Source organism: Nocardioides conyzicola (genome assembly GCF_039543825.1).
Lineage (GTDB): Bacteria > Actinomycetota > Actinomycetes > Propionibacteriales > Nocardioidaceae > Nocardioides > Nocardioides conyzicola.
Map to the genome: position 1 here is coordinate 556,171 of NZ_BAABKM010000002.1, position 20,652 is coordinate 576,822.

The following is a 20,652-nucleotide window of genomic DNA, read 5'->3' on the forward strand; positions in this document are numbered from 1 at the left end:
AGGACATCCCTTCGCAGGCGGCCCGCCGGGGTCCCGAGTGACCCCGATCACACGGGTGGCCTCCTCTAGGGTTACCCGGTGACCGGGCTCGAACACCTCGTGGTGCTCGGCGCCGGTCTGGTCGCCGGGATCATGACCTCCACCGTCGGCGTCTCGTCGCTGCTGAGCTTCCCGGTGCTCCTCGCGCTCGGCATCCCGCCCGTCGTCGCCAACGCGTCCAACGCCGTCGGCCTCACGCCGGGTGCGATCACCGGGTCGTTCGGCTACCGCACCGAGCTGCGCGAGCACCCCCGTGTCGCCACCACGATCATCGGCACCTGCGCGATCGGCGCGGCCGGTGGCGCCCTCCTCCTGCTCGCGCTGCCGCCGGGCGTCTTCGAGGCGGTCGTCCCCTGGTTGATCCTCGGCACCTGCCTGCTCGTCGGCGCCCAGCCCCGGATCAGCAGCTGGCTGAGGAGGTCCGCGGCCGCCGTACCGCCCGACGAGCACACCCGCCTCTCCCCCGTCACGACGTTCTTCGCCGTCCTGGTCGGCGTGTACGGCGGCTACTTCGGCGCCGGGTCGGGCGTGATGATGATGGCGGTCCTGGGCTTCGGCTCCCACCTGGAGTTCCGCAGCCTCAACGCGCTCAAGACGCTGGCCGTCCTGGCCTGCAACCTGGTCGCCTCCGTCGTCTTCGTCGCGATCGCCGAGCTCGACTGGACCGCGGTGGTGCTGCTCGCGGCCGGCTCCATCGTCGGCGGGTACGTCGGGGCGCGGATCGGCCGCCGGCTCAACCCGACCCTGCTGCGCAGCCTGATCGTCGTGGTCGGCGTGACCGCCGCCGTCCGCATGCTGACGTCGTGACCGCTCAGCGGGTCGCGGCCAGGCAGAACTCGTTGCCCTCGGGGTCGGCCATGACGGTCCACGCGTAGCCGAACTCGTCGACGTCCCCGACCCGGGTCGCGCCGAGCTCGACCAGCCGGCCGACCTCGGCCTCCACGTCGGCGGCGGCGACGTCGAGGTGCATCCGGTTCTTCGCGGTCTTCGGCTCCGGCACCCGGACGAACAGCCAGGTGGGCTGGTCGCCGGGGCCCAGCGGAGCCCACCCCGCGGCGTCCCGACGCCCAGCGAAGTCGATGGCGGCGAACTCGCTCGACGCACCCTCGTCCAGTGCTCGGCCGAGCACCGCCGACCAGAACGTCCCGACGACGAGCGCGTCGACGCAGTCGACGGTGATCGATGCGACCGTCGCCGTCACGTCGCTCATGCGAGCAGGCCCCGCACCACCCGCAGTCCCACGGACAGCCGCGCCAGGTCGGCGACCTCGTCCGCGCAGATCTCCTCCAGCGTGGCGGTGGCCCGCGGGACCACGACGGCCTCCGCCTCCTCCCACGCCGCGATCCGGGCAACGGCGGAGTCGTCGGGCGAGGTACGCGCCAGCACCTGAGCGGTCAGCTGGGCGTGGACGGCGTGCAGGTCGTCGCGCAGCGCTGCCCGGGCCATCGTCTGCCAGCGGTCGGCGCGCGGCAGGGCGAGGATCCGCTGCACCAGCCCCGGCAGCCCGAGGCGCTCGCCCAGCGCGAAGTGCACGCGGGCGACCTCGCTCGGGTCGAGCCCCTCCCGGTTGGCGATCTCGATGACGCCCAGCAGCATGTACGCCGGCGGGAGCACGGCGATCCGCGACGCCAGACCCTGCGGGACGCCGACGGCCTCGAGCGCGTCCTTGCGCTCGGCGTACGCCGCAAGCTCGCGGCCGCTCATCAGGTCGGGCAGCTCGGCCATCGTGTGCTGGACGCGCTCGGAGAACTGCTCGACCGTGCCGGCGCTGTCCAGCGGCGGCCGGCGGTTGTTGACCAGCCACCGCGAGGCCCGCTCGACGAGGGTGCGCATCTCCAGGCGCATCCGGGTCTGCACGGCGGCGTCGAGCACGTTGTCGAAGGTCACCAGCTCACGGCGCAGGTCGAGGGAGCCGAAGATCTCCCGGGCGACGAAGTTGGCGCGGGTCAGCTCCGCCGCCGTCGCACCGGTCTCGCCGGCCAGCCGTGGCCAGTAGGTCATGCCGGCACCGTTGACGAGATCGTTGACGACCTGGGTCACGATGATCTCGCGGCGCAGCGGGTGCTGCTCGACCTGCGGACCGAAGCCCTCCTGGACCGGCGTCGGGAAGTACGCCCGCAGGTCGAGGTCGAGATAGGGGTCGTCGGGCAGGTCGGAGTCGAGCAGCTCCTGCTCGAGGACGATCTTGGTCCAGGCGAGCAGCACCGAGAGCTCGGGCGCCGTGAGGCCCTCGCCGGCGTCGGCCCGCCGCTTCACCTCGCGCGCCGGAGGCAGCCCCTCCAGCTCGCGGTCCAGGAAGCCGTCCCGCTCGAGGCGGCGGATCCACTCCTCGTGGACGTGCAGCATCGACGGTGCGTGGTCGATGGCGTTGGCGAGCGCGAGGTTCTGCTCGTAGTTGTCGCGCAGCACGAGCTGGGCGACCTCGTCGGTCATCTCGACGAGCAGCAGATTGCGCTGCTTCTCGGTGAGGTCGCCGTTCTTCACCACCCGGTCGAGCAGGATCTTGAGGTTGACCTCGTGGTCGGAGGTGTCGACGCCCGCGGAGTTGTCGATGAAGTCGGTGTTCATCCGTCCGCCTGCGAGGGCGTACTCGATCCGCCCGAGCTGGGTCAGGCCGAGGTTGCCGCCCTCGCCGATGGACTTCGCGCGGACGTCGCCGCCGTCGACGCGGATCCCGTCGTTGGCCTTGTCGCCCGCGTCGGCGTGGCTCTCCGTCGACCCCTTCACATAGGTGCCGATGCCGCCGTTCCACAGCAGGTCGACCGGCGCCTTCAGGATCGCGCTCATCAGCTCGGCGGGCGTCATCGACTCGACGCCGGCGTCGATGCCGAGGGCGGTCCGGACCTGCTCGGTGATCACGATCTTCTTCAGGGACCGCGGATAGATCCCACCTCCCTCGGAGACCAGCTCGTGGTCGTAGTCCTGCCAGCTCGACCGCGGGAGGCCGAAGAGCCGCTTGCGCTCGGCGTACGACGCGGCCGCGTCCGGGGTCGGGTCGAGGAAGATGTCGCGGTGGTCGAAGGCGGCGACCAGCAGCGTCTTCTCCGAGCAGAGCAGGCCGTTGCCGAACACGTCGCCGGACATGTCACCGATGCCGACGCAGGTGAACTCCTGGGTCTGGCAGTCGATGCCGCGCTCGCGGAAGTGCCGCTGGACCGACACCCACGCACCGCGGGCGGTGATGCCCATCGCCTTGTGGTCGTAGCCGACCGAGCCACCGCTCGCGAAGGCGTCGCCGAGCCAGAACCCGTAGGCCTTGGCGACGCCGTTGGCGATGTCGGAGAACGTCGCGGTGCCCTTGTCGGCGGCCACCACGAGGTAGGTGTCGTCGCCGTCGTGCCGGACCACGTCCGCGGGCGGGACCACGGCCCCGTCGACGAGGTTGTCGGTGATGTCGAGCAGGCCCGAGATGAAGGTCGTGTAGCAGGCGATGCCTTCAGCGAGCCACGCGTCCCGGTCGCCCGGGTCCGGCAGCTGCTTGCAGAAGAACGCGCCCTTCGCGCCGACCGGCACGATCACGGTGTTCTTCACCATCTGCGCCTTGACCAGGCCCAGCACCTCGGTGCGGAAGTCGTCGCGCCGGTCCGACCAGCGCAGCCCACCGCGCGCGACGGCGCCGAAGCGCAGGTGGGAGCCCTCGACCCTCGGCGAGTACACGAAGATCTCGTACTTCGGCCGCGGTGCGGGCAGGTCCGGGATCGCGTCCGGCTCGAGCTTGAGCGAGATGTAGCGGCGCGGGCCGCCCTCCGCCGCCGGCTGGAAGTAGTTGGTGCGCAGCGTTGCCCGGACGTGCGTCAGGTAGGAGCGCAGGATGCGGTCGTGGTCGAGGCTCGCCACGTCGTCGAGCGCCCGGGCGATGCGTGCCTCGATGGCCGCCTCGCCGTCGTCGGTGGACCGGTCCAGGCTCGGGTCGAACCGCTTCTCGAAGAGCTGCACCAGCAGCCGGGTGATGTCGACGTTGTTGCGCAGCGCCTCCTCGATGTAGTCGAGGGCGAAGGGCGAGCCGCCCTGCCGCATGTACTTCGCGTACGCCCGCAGCAGGGTCGCCTGTCGCCAGCTCAGCCCGGCGGCGAGCACCAGCGCGTTGAAGCCGTCGATCTCGTTGAAGCCCTCCCAGACCGCACGGATCGCGTCCTGGAAGAGCTCGCGGGCGTTGCCGGGGAGCCCGGCGCCGTACCGCAGCCCGAACTCGTAGATGTACGTCGGCCGCTGCAGGTCGTCGAGCTCGTAGGGTCGTTCGTCGACGACCTCGACCCCCATCGACGAGAGCATCGGCAGGATCTCGGACAGCGACAGCGGCGGCCCGACCCGGAAGACCTTGAGCCGGGCCTCGCCCCGGCCGGCGTCGAGGTTCTCGTAGAGCGACAGGTCGATGCCAGCACCGTCGTCGCCGACCTGGATCGCCTCGAGGCGGCCCAGGTCGGCCGCCGCGATCCGCGGCGCGTAGTCCTCCTTGTAGGCCTCCGGGAACGAGTCCTGGTAGCGACGGGCCAGCACCGCACCGCCGTCCTCGCCGTACCCGGCGATCACCGCGGCGACGAAGTCGTCGCGCCAGGAGCGGGACGCCTCCGACATCCGGCGCTCGAGGTCGGCGGTGTCGACCTCCTTGATCGCCGCGCCCTTAGGTGGGTGCACGACGAAGTGGACCCGTGCCGTCGTCGACTCGGTCAACCGCACCGTGAACTCGACGGAGTCGCCGCCCAGCCGGTCGCGGAGGATCTCGGAGAAGCGCTCGCGGACGGTGGTGTTGTAGCGGTCCCGGGGCAGGTAGACGAGCACCGAGACGTAGCGGCCGTAGGTGTCGCGACGGATGAAGAGCCGCAGCTGGCGGCGCTCACGGGCGTGCATGGCCTGCTCGGCCATCGGCGCCAGCTCGTCGACCGTCGTGTGGAAGAGCTCGTCGCGCGGGTAGGTCTCGAGCGTGTCCATCAGGGCCTTGCCGTCGTGGCTCAGCGGCTCGAACCCGATGCGCTTGAGCACGGCGTCGGCGCGGTCACGCAGCAGCGGGATCCGAGTCAGGGACTCGGTGTACGCCGCGCTCGAGTAGAGGCCCAGGAAGCGGCGCTCACCGACCACCTCGCCGTTCTCGAACTTCTTGACGCCCACGTAGTCGAGGTACGCCGGACGGTGGACCGTCGAGCGGGAGTTGGCCTTCGTGAGGACGAGCATGGTCTTCTCGCGCGCCTTGGCTGCCGCAGCCGCCGGCAGCCGGCCGGAGGTCGCCGCCATGTCCTGGTCGGCACGCAGGATGCCGAGTCCGGTGCCGGCCACGCCGCGCAGGTACTCCGCCTGCTCCTGGCCGTCGTCGTGCCGCTCGAGGCGGTACTCGCGGTAGCCCAGGAACGTGAAGTGCCCCTCGGACAGCCACTGCAGCAGGTCCCGGGCCTGCCGGACCTCGTCGGGGTCGACGCCCTCGGGCGGGTCCATCGCCAGCTCGTGCACGATCTCCGCCACCTGGGCGTGCATCTTGTTCCAGTCCTCGACGGACTCGCGGACGTCGCGCAGCACGCGCAGGATCGACTCCTCGAGCGCGGTGACGTCCTCGCCCTCGGGGATCCGGTCGATCTCGACGTGCATCCAGGACTCGCGGACTCCCTCGCCCTCGTCGACCTCGGCGTCGCCGACCGCGACGGGTCGCACCTCCTGGAGGGTGCCGGTGATGTCGCGGACCACGTCGAAGAGCGGGTGGATCACCAGGTGCACGTCGTGCAGCTGGCGCGAGAGCTCCATCGTCAACGAGTCCACCAGGAAGGGCATGTCGTCGACGACGACCTCGACCACGGAGTGCCCGTCGGCCGACCAGCCCTGGTCGCTCGGGCCCGGCGTGAACACCCGCACCCGTGCCGTCCCCTGCGGCCTCGTGCCGGCGAGCCGGTAGTGCGAGGCGAACGCGCCGTACACGTCGACGTCGGACCGGTCCTCGATGTCCTCGACCGCCACGCGGCGGTAGTAGGCCCGCAAGAGGGCGTCGACGAGGTCGTGCGGCGGACCCCCGCTCCCCCTTCCCCCGCGAGCGACATCGATGGCCTGGGAGAGCAGCGCGGACTTGTCCACTTCGTGCGTCGTCGTTGACACGGCTCCGACACTAGGACGCCGGTGTGCACCGGGCCAACCCGGGGGTCAGAGCTCGCTGCGCAGCTCCCACAGCAAGGGGTAGTACTGCACCGGCAGCCGCGAGCGGAGGTACGTCGCGCCGCTCGACCCGCCGGTCCCCGACTTGGCGCCGATCATCCGCTCCACCATCACGACGTGGCGGGCCCGCCAGCTCGCGGCCAGCTCGTCGTGCTGCAGCAGCGCCTCGGCGAGCGCCCACACGACGGCGTACTGGTCCCGGTCGTGGGCGACCGTGCGCAGCGACGCGGTGATCTCCTCGCCGCTGCCGGCCGCGAGCCCGACGGAGCCGAGCACCACCAGGAACGCGTCCCAGAGGGTCGGCTCAGCGAGGCGGTCGTCGAGGTGCTGCCGCTCGGCCGCCGTGATCCCCTTGAAGCGCTGGACGTACGACGCGTCCTTCGCCCCCGACAGGAACTCCAGCTCGCGGAACTGCACCGACTGGAAGCCGCTGGCCGGCGCGAGCTGCTGCCGGAACTCCAGGAAGTCCTGCGGGGTCATCGTCTCCAGCACGTCGACCTGCTGGATCAGCGTCCGCTCGATCACGTGCACCCGGGCGAGCAGGTGCTGGGCCCACCACAGCCGACCGCCACCGGCGCCCGCGAGCATCGCGTCGCGAGCCGCGGTCACCTCGTGCAGCAGCTGCTTGAACCACAGCTCGTAGACCTGGTGGATCGTGATGAAGAGCAGCTCGTCGTGCGCGGGCGGGTCCGACTCCAGGTGCTGGGAGTCGAGCAGCTGCGGGAGCCGGAGGTAGCTGCCGTAGGTCAGCTGAGCGCCCTGCTCGCCGAAGGACACAAAGCTCTCGTCGGTCATGGGGCGAGACTAACGAGACGGTTTCGGCCGGCCTCCGGCCCGGCATGATGTCGCCCATGAAGTTCCGACACGAGCTCACGTACGACGCCTCCCCCGCCGAGGTCTTCGCGATGCTGGCCGACCCGGCCTTCCGGGAGGCCGGGTGCGCCGAGGGCGAGGCGATCTCCGCGGAGGTCACCGTGGAGAAGAAGGGCAAGGGCTTCTCGCTGACGATCGACCGGGTGCAGAAGACCGACGGCCTGCCGGCGTTCGCCCGGACCTTCGCCGGCGACACCACCCGCGCGATCCAGCGCGAGGAGTGGGCCGACGCCACGCGCGGCACGCTGGACATCGAGGCGCCCGGCAAGCCGTCGGAGGTGCGGGGCACGATCACGCTGGAGCCCGACGGCGACGCGACCCGCGAGATCATCGAGCTGGAGCTCAAGATCAAGGTCCCGCTCATCGGCGGCAAGCTGGAGAAGCTGCTCGCCGAGCAGGTCACCGCCGGCATCGAGGCCGAGCAGCGGGCCGGCGTCGCCTACCTGGAGGGCACGCGATGAGCACCCGACTCACGCACACGATGACGTACGCCGCGGCGCTGGCCGACGTGAGCGCGATGCTCGATGACGCGGCCTACCGCGACCAGGTGATCGCGGCGCAGGGAAGCATCAGCGGGACCTTCGAGATCGAGACCGACGGTGAGATCACCACCGCCGTGGTCGACCAGGTGATGCCGGCGACCGGGCTGCCGTCGTTCGCGACCAGGTTCGTGGGCTCCGAGATCAACATCGTGCAGCGCGAGGAGTGGAGCTCGGCCGAGCACGCCGACCTCCACGTCTCCATCCCGGGCAAGCCCGGCCAGATGGTCGGCTCGATCGACCTCGTCGAGGACGGCGGGTCCACGACGGAGACCGTCGACGTGGAGATCACGGTCAACATCCCGCTGGTGGGCGGCAAGATCGAGAAGCTGATCGCCGACATGCTGCGCAAGGCGCTGCGGGCCGAGGAGAAGGTCGCGACCGCCTACCTGTCGCGCTGAGGGTCAGGCGCGAGCTCGCCGATGAGAGCCTCCACGCGGGCGCGGATCTCGTCGCGGACCCGGCGTACGACGTCGAGGCCCTGGCCCGCGGGGTCGTCGAGCACCCAGTCCTCGTAGCGCTTGCCGGGGAAGTACGGGCACTCGTCGCCACAGCCCATCGTGATCACGACGTCCGACTCGCGCACGGCGTCCTCGGTCAGGACCTTGGGCTGCGCGCCCGCGATGTCGATGCCCTCCTCCGCCATCGCCGCCACGGCCACCGGGTTGACGGACGTGCCGGGCCGCGAGCCTGCCGAGAGGACCTCGACACGGTCGCCGGCGAGGTGCTGCAGGTAGCCAGCGGCCATCTGGGAGCGGCCGGCGTTGTGCACGCAGACGAAGAGCACGGTCGGCTTGGTCATGGCGCCTCCTGGGGTTGGGGGTGGAGCAGTCGGAGCAGGGCCAGGGCGAGCACCCCGCCGACGAGCTGCATCAGGACGAAGAGCGGCACCGACGACGGCGCGATGCCGGCGAAGGTGTCGGAGAGCGTGCGGGCCAGCGTCACGGCCGGGTTGGCGAAGCTGGTCGAGCTGGTGAACCAGTACGCCGCGGCGATGTAGCCGCCGACCGCGAAGGCGACCGTCTCGACCCGGGCCGACCGCAGGCTGCCGAAGACGACCAGCACCAGGCCGAGGGTCGCGACCACCTCGCCGAGCAGCTGTCCGGACCCACCGCGGTCGTGGGTCGAGACCGACACCGCGTCCAGCTCGAACATCAGGTTGGCGACGACGGCTCCGACCGCGCCACCGACGACCTGGGCGACCACGAGCACGCCCGCGGTCGGCACGGAGACGCGGCCGAGCGCCGCCTCGACCGCCGTGACGACCGGGTTGAACGACGCGGAGACCGGCTGGAACGCCAGGATCAGCGCGACCAGGACGGCTCCGGTGGCGATGCTGTTCTCGAGCAGCTGCAGGCCGGTGTCGTCGGGCGAGAGCCGCTGGGCGGCGATGCCGGAGCCGACGACGGCGGTGACCAGGAACGCCGTACCGACGAGCTCGGCGACCGCCTGGCGGAGCAGGGTCACGTGGTGACGCCGCCGAGGAGCGCGGCCAGGTCGCCCAACGCCGACCGGTTGACCCGGTAGTAGACCCAGACCCCGCGCTTCTCCCGGTCGAGCAGGCCCGCCTCGTGGAGCAGCTTGAGGTGGTGGCTGATCGTCGGCTGGGACAGGTCGAACGCGTCGTTGAGGTCGCAGACGCAGGCTTCGCCGTCCGCGTGCGACGCCACCAGCGAGAGCAGCCGGAGCCGGACCGGGTCGGCGATGGCCTTGACGAGCGGCATGACCCGCTCGGCGGTCTCGGCGCTCAGCGGCTCACGGGTCAGCGGTGAGCAGCAGGCGACCGCCTGGACGGGGGTCAGCTCGAGGACAGACTTCGACATGCGTCGATATTGACAGATGTCGATGTCCTGTGTCACGTTCTGCAGACATCGAAGTTCATCTATCTCTTGAGGAGACGTCATGTCCCGCATCCAGCTCGCCCTCAACGTCGACGACCTCGACGCCTCGATCGCGTTCTACTCGAAGCTGTTCGACTCCCCGCCCGCCAAGGTCCGCGACGGGTACGCGAACTTCGCGGTCGCCGAGCCGCCGCTCAAGCTGGTGCTGATCGAGAACGCCGGCCACGGCGGCAGCATCAACCACCTCGGCGTCGAGGTGGCGGACACCGACGCCGTGGACGCCGAGCAGACCCGCCTGGCCGAGGCCGGGTTCGCGTCGATCGACGAGCGGGGCACGGTCTGCTGCTACGCCAAGCAGGACAAGTTCTGGGTCGAGGGCGCACCGAACGGCGAGCGCTGGGAGGTCTACACGGTCCTCGCCGACAGCCCGGTGGAGTCGGCGGCCTGCTGCTAGTCGGCCGGGGTCTCCTCGACCTCGCGGTCACCCTGCCGGCGGCGGTGCACGATGACGGCCCCGAGCACGACGAACGGGCCGAACGCCAGGACCAGCGTCAGCACCTGCTCGAAGGGGTGCAGCGCACCCATGTGCAACGGAAGCATCAGCCCAGGTAGGGGTAGCGGTAGTCGGTCGGCGGCACGAACGTCTCCTTGATCGACCGCGGGCTGGTCCACCGGAGCAGGTTGACCGCGGCACCGGCCTTGTCGTTGGTGCCGCTCGCCCGGCCGCCGCCGAAGGGCTGCTGACCGACGACCGCGCCGGTGGGCTTGTCGTTGATGTAGAAGTTGCCGGCGGCGAAGCGCAGCTCGGCCTGCGCCCAGGCGATCGCGCGGCGGTCCTGGGCGATGATCGAGCCGGTCAGGGCGTACGGCGCGATCGACTCCATGCCGCGGACGACCTTCTCGAAGTCGCCGTCCTCGTAGACGTGGACGGCCAGGATCGGGCCGAAGTACTCGGTCGTGAACATGGCATCGGTCGGGTCGGTCGACTCGACGACGGTCGGGCTGACGAAGTAGCCGACCGAGTCGTCGGTGGTGCCGCCGACGATGACGTCGAGCTTCTTCTGGCGCTTCGCGCGGGCGATCGCCGCCTTGTGCTTGGCGAAGGCCCGGTCGTCGATGACCGCGCCCATGAAGTTGGAGAAGTCCGTCGGGTCGCCGATCTTGATCGTCTCGATCTCGGAGAGGAACGAGTCCTTCATCTTCTTCCAGACCGAGCGGGCGACATACGCCCGCGATGCGGCCGAGCACTTCTGGCCCTGGAACTCGAAGGCGCCGCGGATCATCGCCGTACGCACGACCGCCGGGTCGGCCGACGGGTGGGCGACGATGAAGTCCTTGCCGCCGGTCTCGCCGACGATGCGCGGGTAGGAGCGGTAGCGCTCGATGTTGTTGCCGACCTCGCGCCACAGGTGCTGGAAGGTCGGGGTCGAGCCGGTGAAGTGGATGCCGGCCAGGTCGGGGCTGGCGAGCGCGACCTTCGAGACCTCGAGGCCGTCGCCGGGGAGCATGTTGATGACGCCCGGCGGCATCCCCGCCTCCTCGAGCAGCTCCATCGTCAGCGACGCGGCGAGCTGCTGGGTCGGCGAGGGCTTCCAGATGACGGTGTTGCCCATCAGCGCCGGGGCGGTCGGCAGGTTGCCGGCGATCGCGGTGAAGTTGAAGGGCGTGATCGCGTAGACGAAGCCCTCGAGCGGGCGGTGGTCGGTGCGGTTCCACACGCCGGGGCTGTTGGCGATCGGCTGGTCGCCGAGGATGTCGCGCGCGTAGGTGACGTTGTAGCGCCAGAAGTCGATGAGCTCGCAGGCCGCGTCGATCTCGGCCTGGTACGCCGTCTTCGACTGCCCGAGCACGGTGGCCGCGTTGAGGCGCTGGCGCCAGGGACCAGCGAGCAGGTCGGCCGCCTTGAGGATGATCGCCGCGCGGTCGTCGAAGTCCATCTCGCGCCAGCCGGGGGCCGCGTCGGCCGCGGCCTTGATCGCCGCCTTCGCGTCGGCCTGCGTGGAGTTCTTGAACACCCCGAGGACGTGCTGGTGGTCGTGCGGCTGGACGACCTTGATCTCGGCGCCGCCACCGGCCTTGCGGCGGCCGCCGATGTGCGCCTTGAGGTCCTTCTGCTTCTTCTCGAGGTTCGCGATCTCGACCTGCAGCGCCTCCCGCTCGGGCGAGCCGGGTGCGTAGTCGAGAACGGTCTCGTTGATCGGGGCAGGAGGGGTGGTGACGGCGTCCATGCCAGCGATGCTCTCACTCCCGCTCGCAGGCCCCCAAACCTGCCGCCGCTCACAGCAGCTGGGGGATCTCCTGCACGCCGTACCAGCCGAGGTCCTCGTCGGGATCGGCGTCGGCCGGGCGGTCCTCGGGGTCGGCGTGGACGGCCACGAGGCGCTTCAACGGGATCGTCCAGCCGGGCTCGGGCTCCTTCTCGAGCTCGGCCACGACGACCACGCGACGGCCCGCGCCGGCGAGCAGCGCGGTCGACGCGTCGGCGGCGGTCATCAGCGCGGCGTACTCGCCGTCCTCGCTGTCGTCCTCCGCGACCACGAAGTCGTCCGTCACGGTCACCTCGCCGGTGGCGTGCAGGTCCGCCAGCAGGGCGGCGGTCAGCGGGAGGTAGACCCGCGTGCTCATGTCGGCTCCGGGGTCTTGCGCTTGCGCCGCCCACGCGGGGCGCGGTTGCGGCTCGGCGACGCGGAGTCGACGAGCTCGTCGAGCGCCTCGCGGATGCACTGCCCGATCAGGTCGGCGTCGAGGAGCATGTCGCGGTCGGCGTTGATCCCGTAGAAGACCGACCCGTCGTACGACGTCACGCCGATCGCCAGTGGCCGCCCCTCGAAGAGCGGGGGCACGGGATAGGTCGCGACCATCCGCGCGCCTGCGGCGTACAACGGCGCCTGCGGTCCGGGCACGTTGGTGACGCAGAGCTGGTAGCCCCGGCGGCGCTCCGCTCCGGCGACCCGCGCCCCGAGCGCGTGGAACGTCGCGGGCGCGAACCCGGACATCCCCGCCAACCGCGACGCGGGGATGCCGCGGCCGGTCTCCTGGTGGGCCTGGAAGGAGTAGGACACCTGGTGCAGCCGCACGAGGGGGCTCGGCTCGCCGACCGGCAGGTCCACGAAGTGCGCGGCGATCTGGCTGCCGAGCGCGGTCGCCTCGAGCTCGTCGTCGATGACCGACACGGGAGCGAGGGCCCGGATCTTCCGGATCCCGCGCATCGACTCGCCCCGGGTCATCAGCCAGGCCCGCAGGCCCCCGGTGACGGTGGCCAGCACGACGTCGTTGATGGTGCCGCCGTGCACCTCGCGCACCTTGCGGTAGTCGGCGAGGTCGGTGCGGACCGTCACGACCCGTCGCTGCTGCGAGAGCGGCCCGATGATGGGCGAGTCCGACCGCGGCGTGCGGTTGGTGAGGGCGTCGATGACGCGGCCCGTCGTCCGGGCCCCGGAGGCCGCGCTGCGGAGCACGGCGCCCGTGGTCGAACGCACCGTGTCGACGACGGTGTCCAGGTCGGCCGCGGAGTCCTTGACCGCGCCGGCCATCAACGAGAACGGCGACGGCGCACGGCGCGCCCGCCAGTCGTCGGCCCCGAGCTCCTTGGGCTCGGCGCCCGTGTCGAGCAGCACCTGGCCGATGTCGACGGTGTCGATGCCGTCGACCAGCACGTGGTGCGACTTGGTCAGCAGCGCGAACTGGCCGTCGGCCAGCCCCTCGACCACGTAGATCTCCCACAGCGGACGGCTGCGGTCCAACGGCCGCGACACGATCCGGGAGACCAGCTCGCGGAGCTGGTCGAGGCTGCCCGGGCGCGGGAGCGCGGACCGGCGTACGTGGAAGCCGATGTCGAAGTGCTCGTCGTCGACCCAGACCGGGTTGGCGATCCGGCCGGGCACGAACTGGACGCGCTGGCGGTAGCGCGGGACGAAGGAGATCCGGTCCTGCACCAGCTCGACGAGCCGCGGATAGTCGAAGCCGGACGGGCCGGGCTCGAAGATCTCGACGGTCGCGTTGTGCATCGGGGTGGTGGGCGACTCCTCGGCCAGCAGGGCCACGTCGCGCGGGCGGAGCCGCTCGCTCATGCTCTGCCCTTTCGTCTTCGCCGCATCCAGGGGCCGCTCAGCCGGCTCTTGGGTTCCCGTGGGATTCTGACACGCGTCATCGGTCGGCAGGTGTTCCCTGCCCGGAACAGAGCAGAAGGATGCACCATGCGCCGAACCCTCGCGGCAGCCGCCGTCGTGCTGGCCACCCTCACCTTCGCCACCGCGTGCGGGGACTCGGACTCGCCTTCCGACTCCGGGTCATCGGACCCCAAGGTCATCAAGGTGACGTTCGACGGTGACTCGGTCACCCCGAACGGCGAGCGCATCGAGGTCGCGACGGGTCAGGACATCGAGCTCGAGGTCACCGCGGACGTCGCGGGCGAGATCCACGTGCACTCCTCCCCCGAGCAGGAGCTCGAGTACCCGGCCGGCGAGTCGACGCAGACCATCAAGGGGATGGACCAGCCCGGCACGGTCGACGTCGAGTCGCACCACCTGGACAAGGTCATCGTCCAGCTCGAAGTGAAGTGACGGCCGCCTGAGGTGGCATTCGACGGCATCACGCTCGCGCACGGCGTCGGCGGACCGAAGGACCTCCCGATCTCGCCCGAGCTGGCGATCGCGGGGGCGACCGCCGCACTCGTCGTCTCGTTCACGGTCCTGGCGGTCGCCTGGCGCAAGCCGCGCTACGACGCCACCACGTCCGGCCGGCCCGCACCCGCCTGGCTGGCCGGCATCGTCGGCGCCCTCTGGTGGCGGGTGCTGTGGCGCACGGTCGGCTTCGTCCTCTTCGCGTACGTCGCGGCTGCGGCCATCCTCGGCAAGGACCTGGTCATCAACCCGGTCTTCGGCGTGTTCTACGTCTGGTGGTGGGTGGGCCTGGTCCCGCTCTCGCTCCTCTTCGGCCCGGTGTGGAAGGCGATCAGCCCGGTCCGCACCATCAACGCCGCGTTCGCGAAGGTCTCGGGCAGCGACCCCGAGACCGGTGTGTTCACCTATCCCGCCTGGCTCGGCCACTGGCCCGCCGCGCTCGGCCTCTTCGCCTTCGTCTGGCTCGAGCTGGTCTACCCCTACTCCACCGAGCTCGGCCCGGTCCGGCTGTGGTGCGCGGCGTACGTCGCCGTGATGCTCGTCGGCGGGGCCCTCTTCGGCAACGTCTTCTACGAGCGCGCCGACCCGTTCGAGGTCTACTCGACGCTGGTCTCGCGGATGTCGGCGTGGGGCCGCCGCGACGGGGTGCTGCTGATCCGGAGCCCCCTCGCCAACCTCGACTCGACCCCGGCGCTGCCCGGCCTGGTCGGCGTGGTCGCGGTCCTCTTCGGCAGCACCGCGTTCGACTCGTTCAAGGACTCCACGCACTGGGTGCAGTTCGTGCAGGGCAGCACCACCTCGGCGTACCTGCTCAACAACCTGGCGCTGCTGGCCTTCTGCCTGGGGGTGGGGGCGATCTTCGCCGCGGGCACGATGCTCACCGGGCTCGGCGACGACCTGCGTCGCCTCCAGCTGCCCGACCTCTTCGCCCACTCGGTGGTGCCGATCGTGGTCGGCTACGTAGTCGCGCACTACCTCAGCTACCTGGTCGAGGTCGGGCAGCTCACGCTGATCCAGATGAGCGACCCCTTCAGCAACGGCAGCAACCTGCTGGGCACGGGCAACCTCGACGTGAACTACTGGCTCAGCTACCACCCGACCCTGCTGGCCAACATCAAGGTCGTCGCAGTGGTGGCCGGACACGTGCTGGGCGTGATCGCGGCCCACGACCGGGCGATCCGGATCCTGCCGCCGCGGCACCAGCTCACCGGGCAGCTGCCGCTGCTGGCGGCGATGATCGCGTTCACGGTCGGCGGGCTCTACCTGCTCTTCGCCGCGTAGCCCTCAGGTCTCGACCAGCACGGGCAGCAGGCCGTCGGCGACCCGGGCGACCGCCCGGCCGAGGTCGGAGTCGCCGCACTCGACGAGGGTGCGGCCCGCCACCAGGGCTCGGTCGACGGCCGACGGGTCGTCGGGCAGGAAGTGCACGGCGCTGGGCCGGGCGAACTCCGAGACCATGGCGACGATCTCCCGCTCGTTCCAGCCGAGCGTGGACCGCATCCGGTTGACGACGACCTGCGGCGGCCGGCCCGGGCGTCGCTCGCGCAGCTCGACGACCGCCCGCGCCAGCCTGGACAGCCCGACCGGGTCGGCGCCGCCGACGACCAGGACCTCGTCGGCCACGTCCACCGCCTCCAGGGTCATCTGGTTGCGTCCCGGTCGGCCACCGAGGTCGGGCAGCGAGTCCTCCTCGAGGCTGAAGCCGGTGTCGACCACGACCTCGGCGCCCGCGCTGGCCAGCGTCAGCAGCTGCTCCACGGTGCCCGGCCGCACCTCCACCCAGCGGTCGGCCCGGGGCAGGCCGGTCACCACGCTCAGGTGCTGGTCGATCCCCCGCTGCACCGACCCGAGGCGCTGCTCGAGCTGGCCGGCCGCGTCCAGGCGGACCGCGGCCAGCAGCCCGGACACCTCGTCGAGGATCCCGAGCTGCTGCGCGAGCGCCCCGCCGTACGGGTCGGCGTCGACGAGGACGACCCGGCGCCGGCGGCGGGCGACCTCGGCCGCGAGCGCGGCGGCGACCGTGCTGCGCCCGGACCCCGATGGACCCCAGACCGCGACGACGCGTCCGGCGACCGCCGCCGGTCCCTGGGCCGGCGGGCCGACGGGTGCCGGCTCGGCCGGTCGGCGGACCACCGTCGGCGGCCGGTCGTCGGCGCAGATCGCGTCGGCCAGTGTGTCGAGGTCGTCGTCGGTGACGACCTCCGGGATGCCGATCCGGCCCGCCCGCAGCCGGCCGCCGTCGAGCGTCGCGCCGCCCGGGGCGATCGCCACCGCTCGTACGCCGTGGGCGCGCAGGTGGTCGACCGCTGCCCGGTCGAGGCCGGGCGCGTCGAGGCCGACGACCGCGACGTCCGCCTGGCCCGCGGTCGCTGCCGCCAGCAGGTCGTCCACGTCCACGCACCGCTTGAGCACGACGATCCGCGGGTGGTCTCCGAGCAGCCGCAGCGCCTCGGGCTCCCAGCCGGCCCCCGAGGCGACGATGAGGACGACCACCCGATCAGCCATGTCAGCCCCGGCGTACGACCGTCAGGAGCGGGCTGTCCAGGGCGGCGACGGCGGCGAAGTACGCCGTCGCGTCGGCCTGCGGCACCGCCAGCACGAGCTGCCTGCGGCCGGCCGCACCTCCCAGCCCACCGTCGGGGCTCGGCGCGTCCACGACCGTCGCCTCCTGCAGCACGGGCGTGCCCGGCTCGCCGGTGGCCCGCTCGCCCCGCGCGGGGCTGCCGAGCAGGTAGACGTCGACGACCGACCCGGCGTGCACGGCCTGCGGGACCTGCTCCGACTCGACCGCGATCGGGAGCTCCACCGTGTCGGCAGCCTGGTCGCCAGCACCCACCGCTGCCCGTGGCAACAGCTCCCCCGCACCGACTCCGCGCACCAGCCGGAGGTCGTCCGGCAGGGTGTCGTCGACGCGGTAGTAGCCGGCCAGGTCGCCCGAGTCGGCGAACCGCACCCGGTGCACCACCAGGTCGTCCTCGGTCAGCGCCGCACCCGGCCCGGCGTCCGCGGACACCGCCCACACCGCCACGGTGTCGTCGGCCGCCGCGAGCAACCGGGACCCCGCCACCACCGAGACCGCGACGATCAGCAGACCGATCCAGAGCCGCGGATCGCGCCACCCCGGCGACGTGGCTCGCGCAGCGGGCGGCACCGCCGCCGTCACCGCCCGGCCACCGGCCCGGCGTCCGGCGTCCGGGTCGTCGTGCCTGACCCCGAGACTCACCTCGACATGATCACCCCTGCCGCCGAAACCGAAACCAGATCATCCACAGGCACGCGAGGCGGCGAGCGTCGTACCCGCCGGGATGCGACGATGGGCCCATGTCCGCGACGCCACGCTTCCTGACGCTGGCCGACGTCGCCGAGGTGCTCAACACCTCGAGTGCGCAGGTCTACGCGCTCGTACGCCGCGGCGAGCTCGCTGCCATCAAGATCGGCGGCCGCGGACAGTGGCGGGTCGAGTCGGCGCAGCTCGAGGAGTTCATCCAGCGGATGTACTCCGAGACGCGCACCTTCGTCGACGAGCACCCGTTCGTCGACGCCGAGCCCGAGGCATAGTCGGGCCTGGGTCAGGCGGCGAGGACGACTTCGAGGAGGTAGGTCTCCGCGGGGCTGATCTGCCTGGTCGTCGATGGTGTCGGTGTCGGTGGCGCGGTCGACCTCATGGTGTGGCCGGTGGGCAGCCGGGTCTCGATGGTGTGGGGTTGGTCAGGTGGTCCGTTGAGGGGTCGGCTGCGCCAGCCGGGGGCTTGTTTGGTGTGGTTGCAGTGCTCGCAGAGGCCTTGGCCGTTGATGCTGGTGGTGGGGCCGCCGGTGGCGTGGTCTTCTGCGTGGTCGCGGTGGCGGATGGGGGCGTCGCAGAAGGGGGTGCGGCAGGTGCGGTCGCGGAGCTCGATGAACCGGGCGAGCGCGGTGGGGAACTCCCGGGCCACGGACTCCATCGCGACCAGGGACCCGGTGGCGGGTTTGGCGTAGAGCCGTCGGATCGCTGCCAGGTGCTCCGGGTCGACCGCGTCGGCGGGGATCGGGCCGTACCCGTGGAGCCACACGGGCTCATGTCCGCCGTCGAGGAGGGCCTGGTCGGAGATCACGACGTTGACGACCACCGGGATCTGATCGGCTCGGGCGACGCCGGTGATGCGCTCCACGAGGGTGTCGGCCATGACCTGCCCACGGGTGCGGGGGTCGCCGGCGGACCTGGCTTGGTCCGCGATCCGGGTCAGCGTCGCCCACACCGCGACACCCTGCTTCGCGGTCAGCAGGGCGGAGAGGCGGGCCATGGTGTCGGGTGCGGGCCGCATCGAGACGTGGCGGTCCGCTTCGGCCTTGGACCGGCGGTTGACCACGGCGGCGGCGTCGGTGCGGATGACGGCCTTCTGGGTCTCCGCGGTCAGTCTGCGGTCGCCCCACCCGTCGAACGGGTACGTCCCGTCATCGTTGGGTGCGCAGATCTCGGCGTCGACCAGCGCCCGGTCCGCACGGGAGAGGCAGGAGGTCTCGCGGGTGATCAGCGTCGCCCGCCACTCGGAGATCACGCCGGCGCGCATCGCGGCCCAGAGGTGCGGCTGCTCGGCCAGGGCGTGCGCCAGCCCCAGCAGCCGCGATCCCTTCGCGGGGGACTCACGCCGGGCGTAAGCGACCAGCCCGGCGACGTCGCGGCCCTGCCGAGCAGCCGGGATGCGGTCCTGGGCGTGGCGGGTCCGGACCAGGTGGTCGAGCTGCACGGTGAGCTCGGCCTGCTGCGCTGCGATCTGAGCCTTGGTGTCCTCGAGGGCGCGGATCTGGTCGAGGAGCGCGCGTTCGTCCGCGGGCGCCGCCGTGGTGGCGGGGTCGGGGACGAGTTGCGGGGCCATGTCTCATTGTATCGAACAGATGTTCGAATGACAAGCCCAAGTCCAGCACTTTTCTTGGTCCAGCGAGTTGGGTGCGGGGGTCTCGTCGACGCTCGCTGGCGCTCGCTGCTCGACCACCGGGGTACCGGCAAGCCGGGAGGCGGCGTCGACCCGCGCCCGCCGCACCCGCGTAGCTGCCTATCGGTCTGCCACCACTGACCACCCGCAGGCCGCGGTCAGGCTTCCGGGGTCTCGACGACGCTCGCTGGCGCTCGCTGCTCGACCACCGGAAACCGGCAAGCCGGCAAGCCGGCAAGCCGACGAGCGGCGCCGACCCGAGACCGCCGTACCCGCGTAGCTGCCTATCGGTCTGCCACCACTGACGACCCGCAGGCCGCCGTCAGCCTTCCGGGGTCTCGACGACGCTCGCTGGCGCTCGCTGCTCGACCACCGACCACCCGGAGGCGGCTGACAGTGGAGGTGCCGGCGCTAGCCGACCTCGCCGTCCAGGGTGAGCTTGAGGGACCGTTGCTTCCCGTCGCGGAGGACGGTGAACTCGACGGTCTCGCCGGGCTGGTGGGTGCGGATCGCCACGATCAGAGCGATGCCGTCGGTGACCCGGGCGCCGTCGACCTCGGTGATCACGTCGCCCTTCTGCAGACCGCCGGCGGAGGCAGGCGTGTCGGGCTGGACGGAGTCGACCTCGGCGCCGGTGCCGTCGGACTTGCCGGTGCGCACCTTCGCCCCGATCACCGGGTAGCGGGCCTCACCGGTGCGCAGGATCTGGTCGGCGGTGATCTTCACCTGCTCGATCGGGATCGCGAAGCCGACACCGATGTTGCCGGACTCGCCGCCGACCGAGCCGCCGGTGGTGGCGATCGCGGAGTTGACCCCGACCACCTGCGCACGCAGGTTGACGAGCGGGCCACCCGAGTTGCCCGGGTTGATCGCGGCGTCGGTCTGGACCGCGTTGATGTACGACGAGTCGTTGCCGGAGTCGCCGGTGGTGACGGGGCGGTGCAGGGCGCTGACGATGCCCGCCGTGACCGTGGAGCTCAGCCCGAGCGGCGAGCCGATCGCGACGACGCCCTCCCCCACGACGAGCCGGCGGGACGAGCCCAGCGCCGCCGGGACGAGACCCTTCGCCTTCGGCACGTCGAGCACGGCGAGGTCGTAGACGGGGCTGCGGCCGAGGATGGTCGCGTCGTACCGGTTGCCCTCCTGGTCGACGACCTCGATCGGGCCGTCGTCGGAGGCCGCGTCGGCGACGACGTGGTTGTTGGTGATGATGTGGCCCTGGCGGTCGAGCACGAACCCCGACCCGGTGGCTCCGCCGGCCTGGCCGTCGTACTCCGCCACGATCTGCACGGTGCTCGGGAGCATCTTCTGGGCGACCGCCGCGATCGAGCCGTTGTCTGCCGCGAGCGGCGGCTCCGAGACGGTGTCGACGTCGTCGAGGCCCCCGCTGAAGGTGCCCGGCTCGTCCCGGAGTCCTTCGTACGCCGCACCGCCGACGAGACCTCCGAGCACCCCGATCACGAGCGCGAGCACGCACACCGCCGGCCACAGCCAGGCGGGGACGCGGCCGCGGGGCGGGAGGTGCCGGTTGACGGGAGCCGGCTGCTGCCATCCGGGGTACGGCGGCGGCGCCTGGTAGGTCGGCGGCGCCCAGCCGGGCGCGGGACCGGCCGGCGGCGGCGGGTACGGCAGCGGCTGGGTCGGCTCCGTCCCGTACGACGGGGGGCCGGACGGTGGGACGTCGTCGGGGCTCACG

21 protein-coding genes are annotated in these 20,652 nt (G+C 71.6%); 7 read left to right on the forward strand and 14 right to left on the reverse strand.

Annotation, left to right across the window (positions count from 1 at the left end):
• Positions 1 to 78: 78 nt before the first annotated feature.
• Positions 79 to 846, forward strand: coding sequence for a sulfite exporter TauE/SafE family protein (locus ABEA34_RS05730; protein ID WP_345520142.1), 768 nt, complete (start codon positions 79 to 81; stop codon positions 844 to 846).
• Positions 847 to 850: 4 nt separating this feature from the next.
• Here the strand turns inward: ABEA34_RS05730 and ABEA34_RS05735 are convergent, their stop codons facing one another.
• Genes ABEA34_RS05735 through ABEA34_RS05745 form a run of 3 tightly spaced genes read right to left on the reverse strand, consistent with a single transcriptional unit; the run spans position 851 to position 6,966 of the window.
• Positions 851 to 1,249, reverse strand: coding sequence for a VOC family protein (locus ABEA34_RS05735; protein ID WP_345520144.1), 399 nt, complete (start codon positions 1,247 to 1,249; stop codon positions 851 to 853).
• Positions 1,246 to 6,114: an NAD-glutamate dehydrogenase gene (locus ABEA34_RS05740; protein ID WP_345520146.1), complete on the reverse strand. Its 4,869-nt coding sequence runs from the start codon at positions 6,112 to 6,114 to the stop codon at positions 1,246 to 1,248. The genes ABEA34_RS05735 and ABEA34_RS05740 overlap by 4 nt, the downstream gene beginning before the upstream one ends.
• A 45-nt stretch (positions 6,115 to 6,159) precedes the next feature.
• The gene (locus ABEA34_RS05745) at positions 6,160 to 6,966 is read right to left on the reverse strand and encodes a tryptophan 2,3-dioxygenase (RefSeq protein WP_345520148.1); all 807 of its coding nucleotides are present in this window, start codon (positions 6,964 to 6,966) and stop codon (positions 6,160 to 6,162) included.
• 56 nt (positions 6,967 to 7,022) lie between these two features.
• On the opposite strand from ABEA34_RS05745, the gene ABEA34_RS05750 reads away from it, so the two are divergent.
• Both ABEA34_RS05750 and ABEA34_RS05755 read left to right on the forward strand, forming a co-directional pair.
• Positions 7,023 to 7,505 (forward strand): DUF2505 domain-containing protein, encoded by a 483-nt coding sequence (locus ABEA34_RS05750; protein ID WP_345520150.1) that lies wholly within the window; start codon positions 7,023 to 7,025, stop codon positions 7,503 to 7,505.
• Complete coding sequence (locus ABEA34_RS05755) at positions 7,502 to 7,984, forward strand: DUF2505 domain-containing protein (protein ID WP_345520152.1); 483 nt, start codon at positions 7,502 to 7,504, stop codon at positions 7,982 to 7,984. The genes ABEA34_RS05750 and ABEA34_RS05755 overlap by 4 nt, the downstream gene beginning before the upstream one ends.
• Here ABEA34_RS05755 and ABEA34_RS05760 read toward each other — a convergent pair.
• Genes ABEA34_RS05760 through ABEA34_RS05770 form a run of 3 tightly spaced genes read right to left on the reverse strand, consistent with a single transcriptional unit; the run spans position 7,969 to position 9,406 of the window.
• Positions 7,969 to 8,385 carry an arsenate reductase ArsC gene (locus ABEA34_RS05760; protein ID WP_345520154.1) on the reverse strand — a complete coding sequence of 139 codons (417 nt, stop codon included), beginning with the start codon at positions 8,383 to 8,385 and terminating at the stop codon, positions 7,969 to 7,971. The two genes, ABEA34_RS05755 and ABEA34_RS05760, sit on opposite strands and share 16 nt — an antisense overlap.
• Positions 8,382 to 9,050 carry an aquaporin gene (locus tag ABEA34_RS05765; protein ID WP_345520156.1) on the reverse strand — a complete coding sequence of 223 codons (669 nt, stop codon included), beginning with the start codon at positions 9,048 to 9,050 and terminating at the stop codon, positions 8,382 to 8,384. Before ABEA34_RS05765 ends, ABEA34_RS05760 begins: the two co-directional genes overlap by 4 nt.
• Complete coding sequence (locus ABEA34_RS05770; protein ID WP_345520158.1) at positions 9,047 to 9,406, reverse strand: metalloregulator ArsR/SmtB family transcription factor; 360 nt, start codon at positions 9,404 to 9,406, stop codon at positions 9,047 to 9,049. Before ABEA34_RS05770 ends, ABEA34_RS05765 begins: the two co-directional genes overlap by 4 nt.
• A 79-nt stretch (positions 9,407 to 9,485) precedes the next feature.
• Between ABEA34_RS05770 and ABEA34_RS05775 the strand changes: the two genes are divergently transcribed.
• Positions 9,486 to 9,878 (forward strand): ArsI/CadI family heavy metal resistance metalloenzyme, encoded by a 393-nt coding sequence (locus ABEA34_RS05775; RefSeq protein WP_345520160.1) that lies wholly within the window; start codon positions 9,486 to 9,488, stop codon positions 9,876 to 9,878.
• On the opposite strand, the gene ABEA34_RS05780 is transcribed toward ABEA34_RS05775, so the two are convergent.
• Genes ABEA34_RS05780 through ABEA34_RS05795 form a run of 4 tightly spaced genes read right to left on the reverse strand, consistent with a single transcriptional unit; the run spans position 9,875 to position 13,494 of the window.
• Entirely contained in the window at positions 9,875 to 10,024 is a 150-nt protein-coding gene (locus ABEA34_RS05780; RefSeq protein WP_345520163.1) for a hypothetical protein, read from the reverse strand. The genes ABEA34_RS05775 and ABEA34_RS05780 overlap by 4 nt on opposite strands.
• Positions 10,024 to 11,652: an L-glutamate gamma-semialdehyde dehydrogenase gene (gene pruA / locus ABEA34_RS05785; RefSeq protein ID WP_345520165.1), complete on the reverse strand. Its 1,629-nt coding sequence runs from the start codon at positions 11,650 to 11,652 to the stop codon at positions 10,024 to 10,026. The genes ABEA34_RS05780 and pruA overlap by 1 nt, the downstream gene beginning before the upstream one ends.
• A 49-nt stretch (positions 11,653 to 11,701) precedes the next feature.
• Positions 11,702 to 12,049, reverse strand: a complete 348-nt coding sequence (locus ABEA34_RS05790; protein ID WP_345520167.1) for a DUF6912 family protein — start codon at positions 12,047 to 12,049, stop codon at positions 11,702 to 11,704.
• On the reverse strand, positions 12,046 to 13,494 hold the full coding sequence (locus ABEA34_RS05795; RefSeq protein WP_345520169.1) for a WS/DGAT/MGAT family O-acyltransferase: 1,449 nt from the start codon (positions 13,492 to 13,494) through the stop codon (positions 12,046 to 12,048). Before ABEA34_RS05795 ends, ABEA34_RS05790 begins: the two co-directional genes overlap by 4 nt.
• Before the next feature lie 126 nt (positions 13,495 to 13,620).
• Between ABEA34_RS05795 and ABEA34_RS05800 the strand changes: the two genes are divergently transcribed.
• Complete coding sequence (locus ABEA34_RS05800; protein WP_345520171.1) at positions 13,621 to 13,986, forward strand: hypothetical protein; 366 nt, start codon at positions 13,621 to 13,623, stop codon at positions 13,984 to 13,986.
• A 12-nt stretch (positions 13,987 to 13,998) separates the two neighbouring features.
• Positions 13,999 to 15,327 (forward strand): hypothetical protein, encoded by a 1,329-nt coding sequence (locus tag ABEA34_RS05805; protein ID WP_345520173.1) that lies wholly within the window; start codon positions 13,999 to 14,001, stop codon positions 15,325 to 15,327.
• A 3-nt stretch (positions 15,328 to 15,330) separates the two neighbouring features.
• Here the strand turns inward: ABEA34_RS05805 and ABEA34_RS05810 are convergent, their stop codons facing one another.
• Together ABEA34_RS05810 and ABEA34_RS05815 are read right to left on the reverse strand one after the other, a co-directional pair.
• Positions 15,331 to 16,551, reverse strand: a complete 1,221-nt coding sequence (locus ABEA34_RS05810; RefSeq protein WP_345520175.1) for a nucleotide-binding protein — start codon at positions 16,549 to 16,551, stop codon at positions 15,331 to 15,333.
• A gap of 1 nt (position 16,552) precedes the next feature.
• A complete protein-coding gene (locus tag ABEA34_RS05815; protein WP_345520177.1) occupies positions 16,553 to 17,269 on the reverse strand; it encodes a hypothetical protein in 717 nt (238 codons plus the stop codon).
• A gap of 98 nt (positions 17,270 to 17,367) precedes the next feature.
• Between ABEA34_RS05815 and ABEA34_RS05820 the strand changes: the two genes are divergently transcribed.
• Positions 17,368 to 17,604 (forward strand): helix-turn-helix domain-containing protein, encoded by a 237-nt coding sequence (locus ABEA34_RS05820; RefSeq protein ID WP_345520179.1) that lies wholly within the window; start codon positions 17,368 to 17,370, stop codon positions 17,602 to 17,604.
• 11 nt (positions 17,605 to 17,615) lie between these two features.
• Here the strand turns inward: ABEA34_RS05820 and ABEA34_RS05825 are convergent, their stop codons facing one another.
• A complete protein-coding gene (locus tag ABEA34_RS05825; protein ID WP_345520181.1) occupies positions 17,616 to 18,899 on the reverse strand; it encodes an HNH endonuclease in 1,284 nt (427 codons plus the stop codon).
• A gap of 468 nt (positions 18,900 to 19,367) precedes the next feature.
• Positions 19,368 to 20,651 carry a S1C family serine protease gene (locus ABEA34_RS05830; RefSeq protein ID WP_345520183.1) on the reverse strand — a complete coding sequence of 428 codons (1,284 nt, stop codon included), beginning with the start codon at positions 20,649 to 20,651 and terminating at the stop codon, positions 19,368 to 19,370.
• Between the last annotated feature and the right edge of the window lies 1 nt (position 20,652).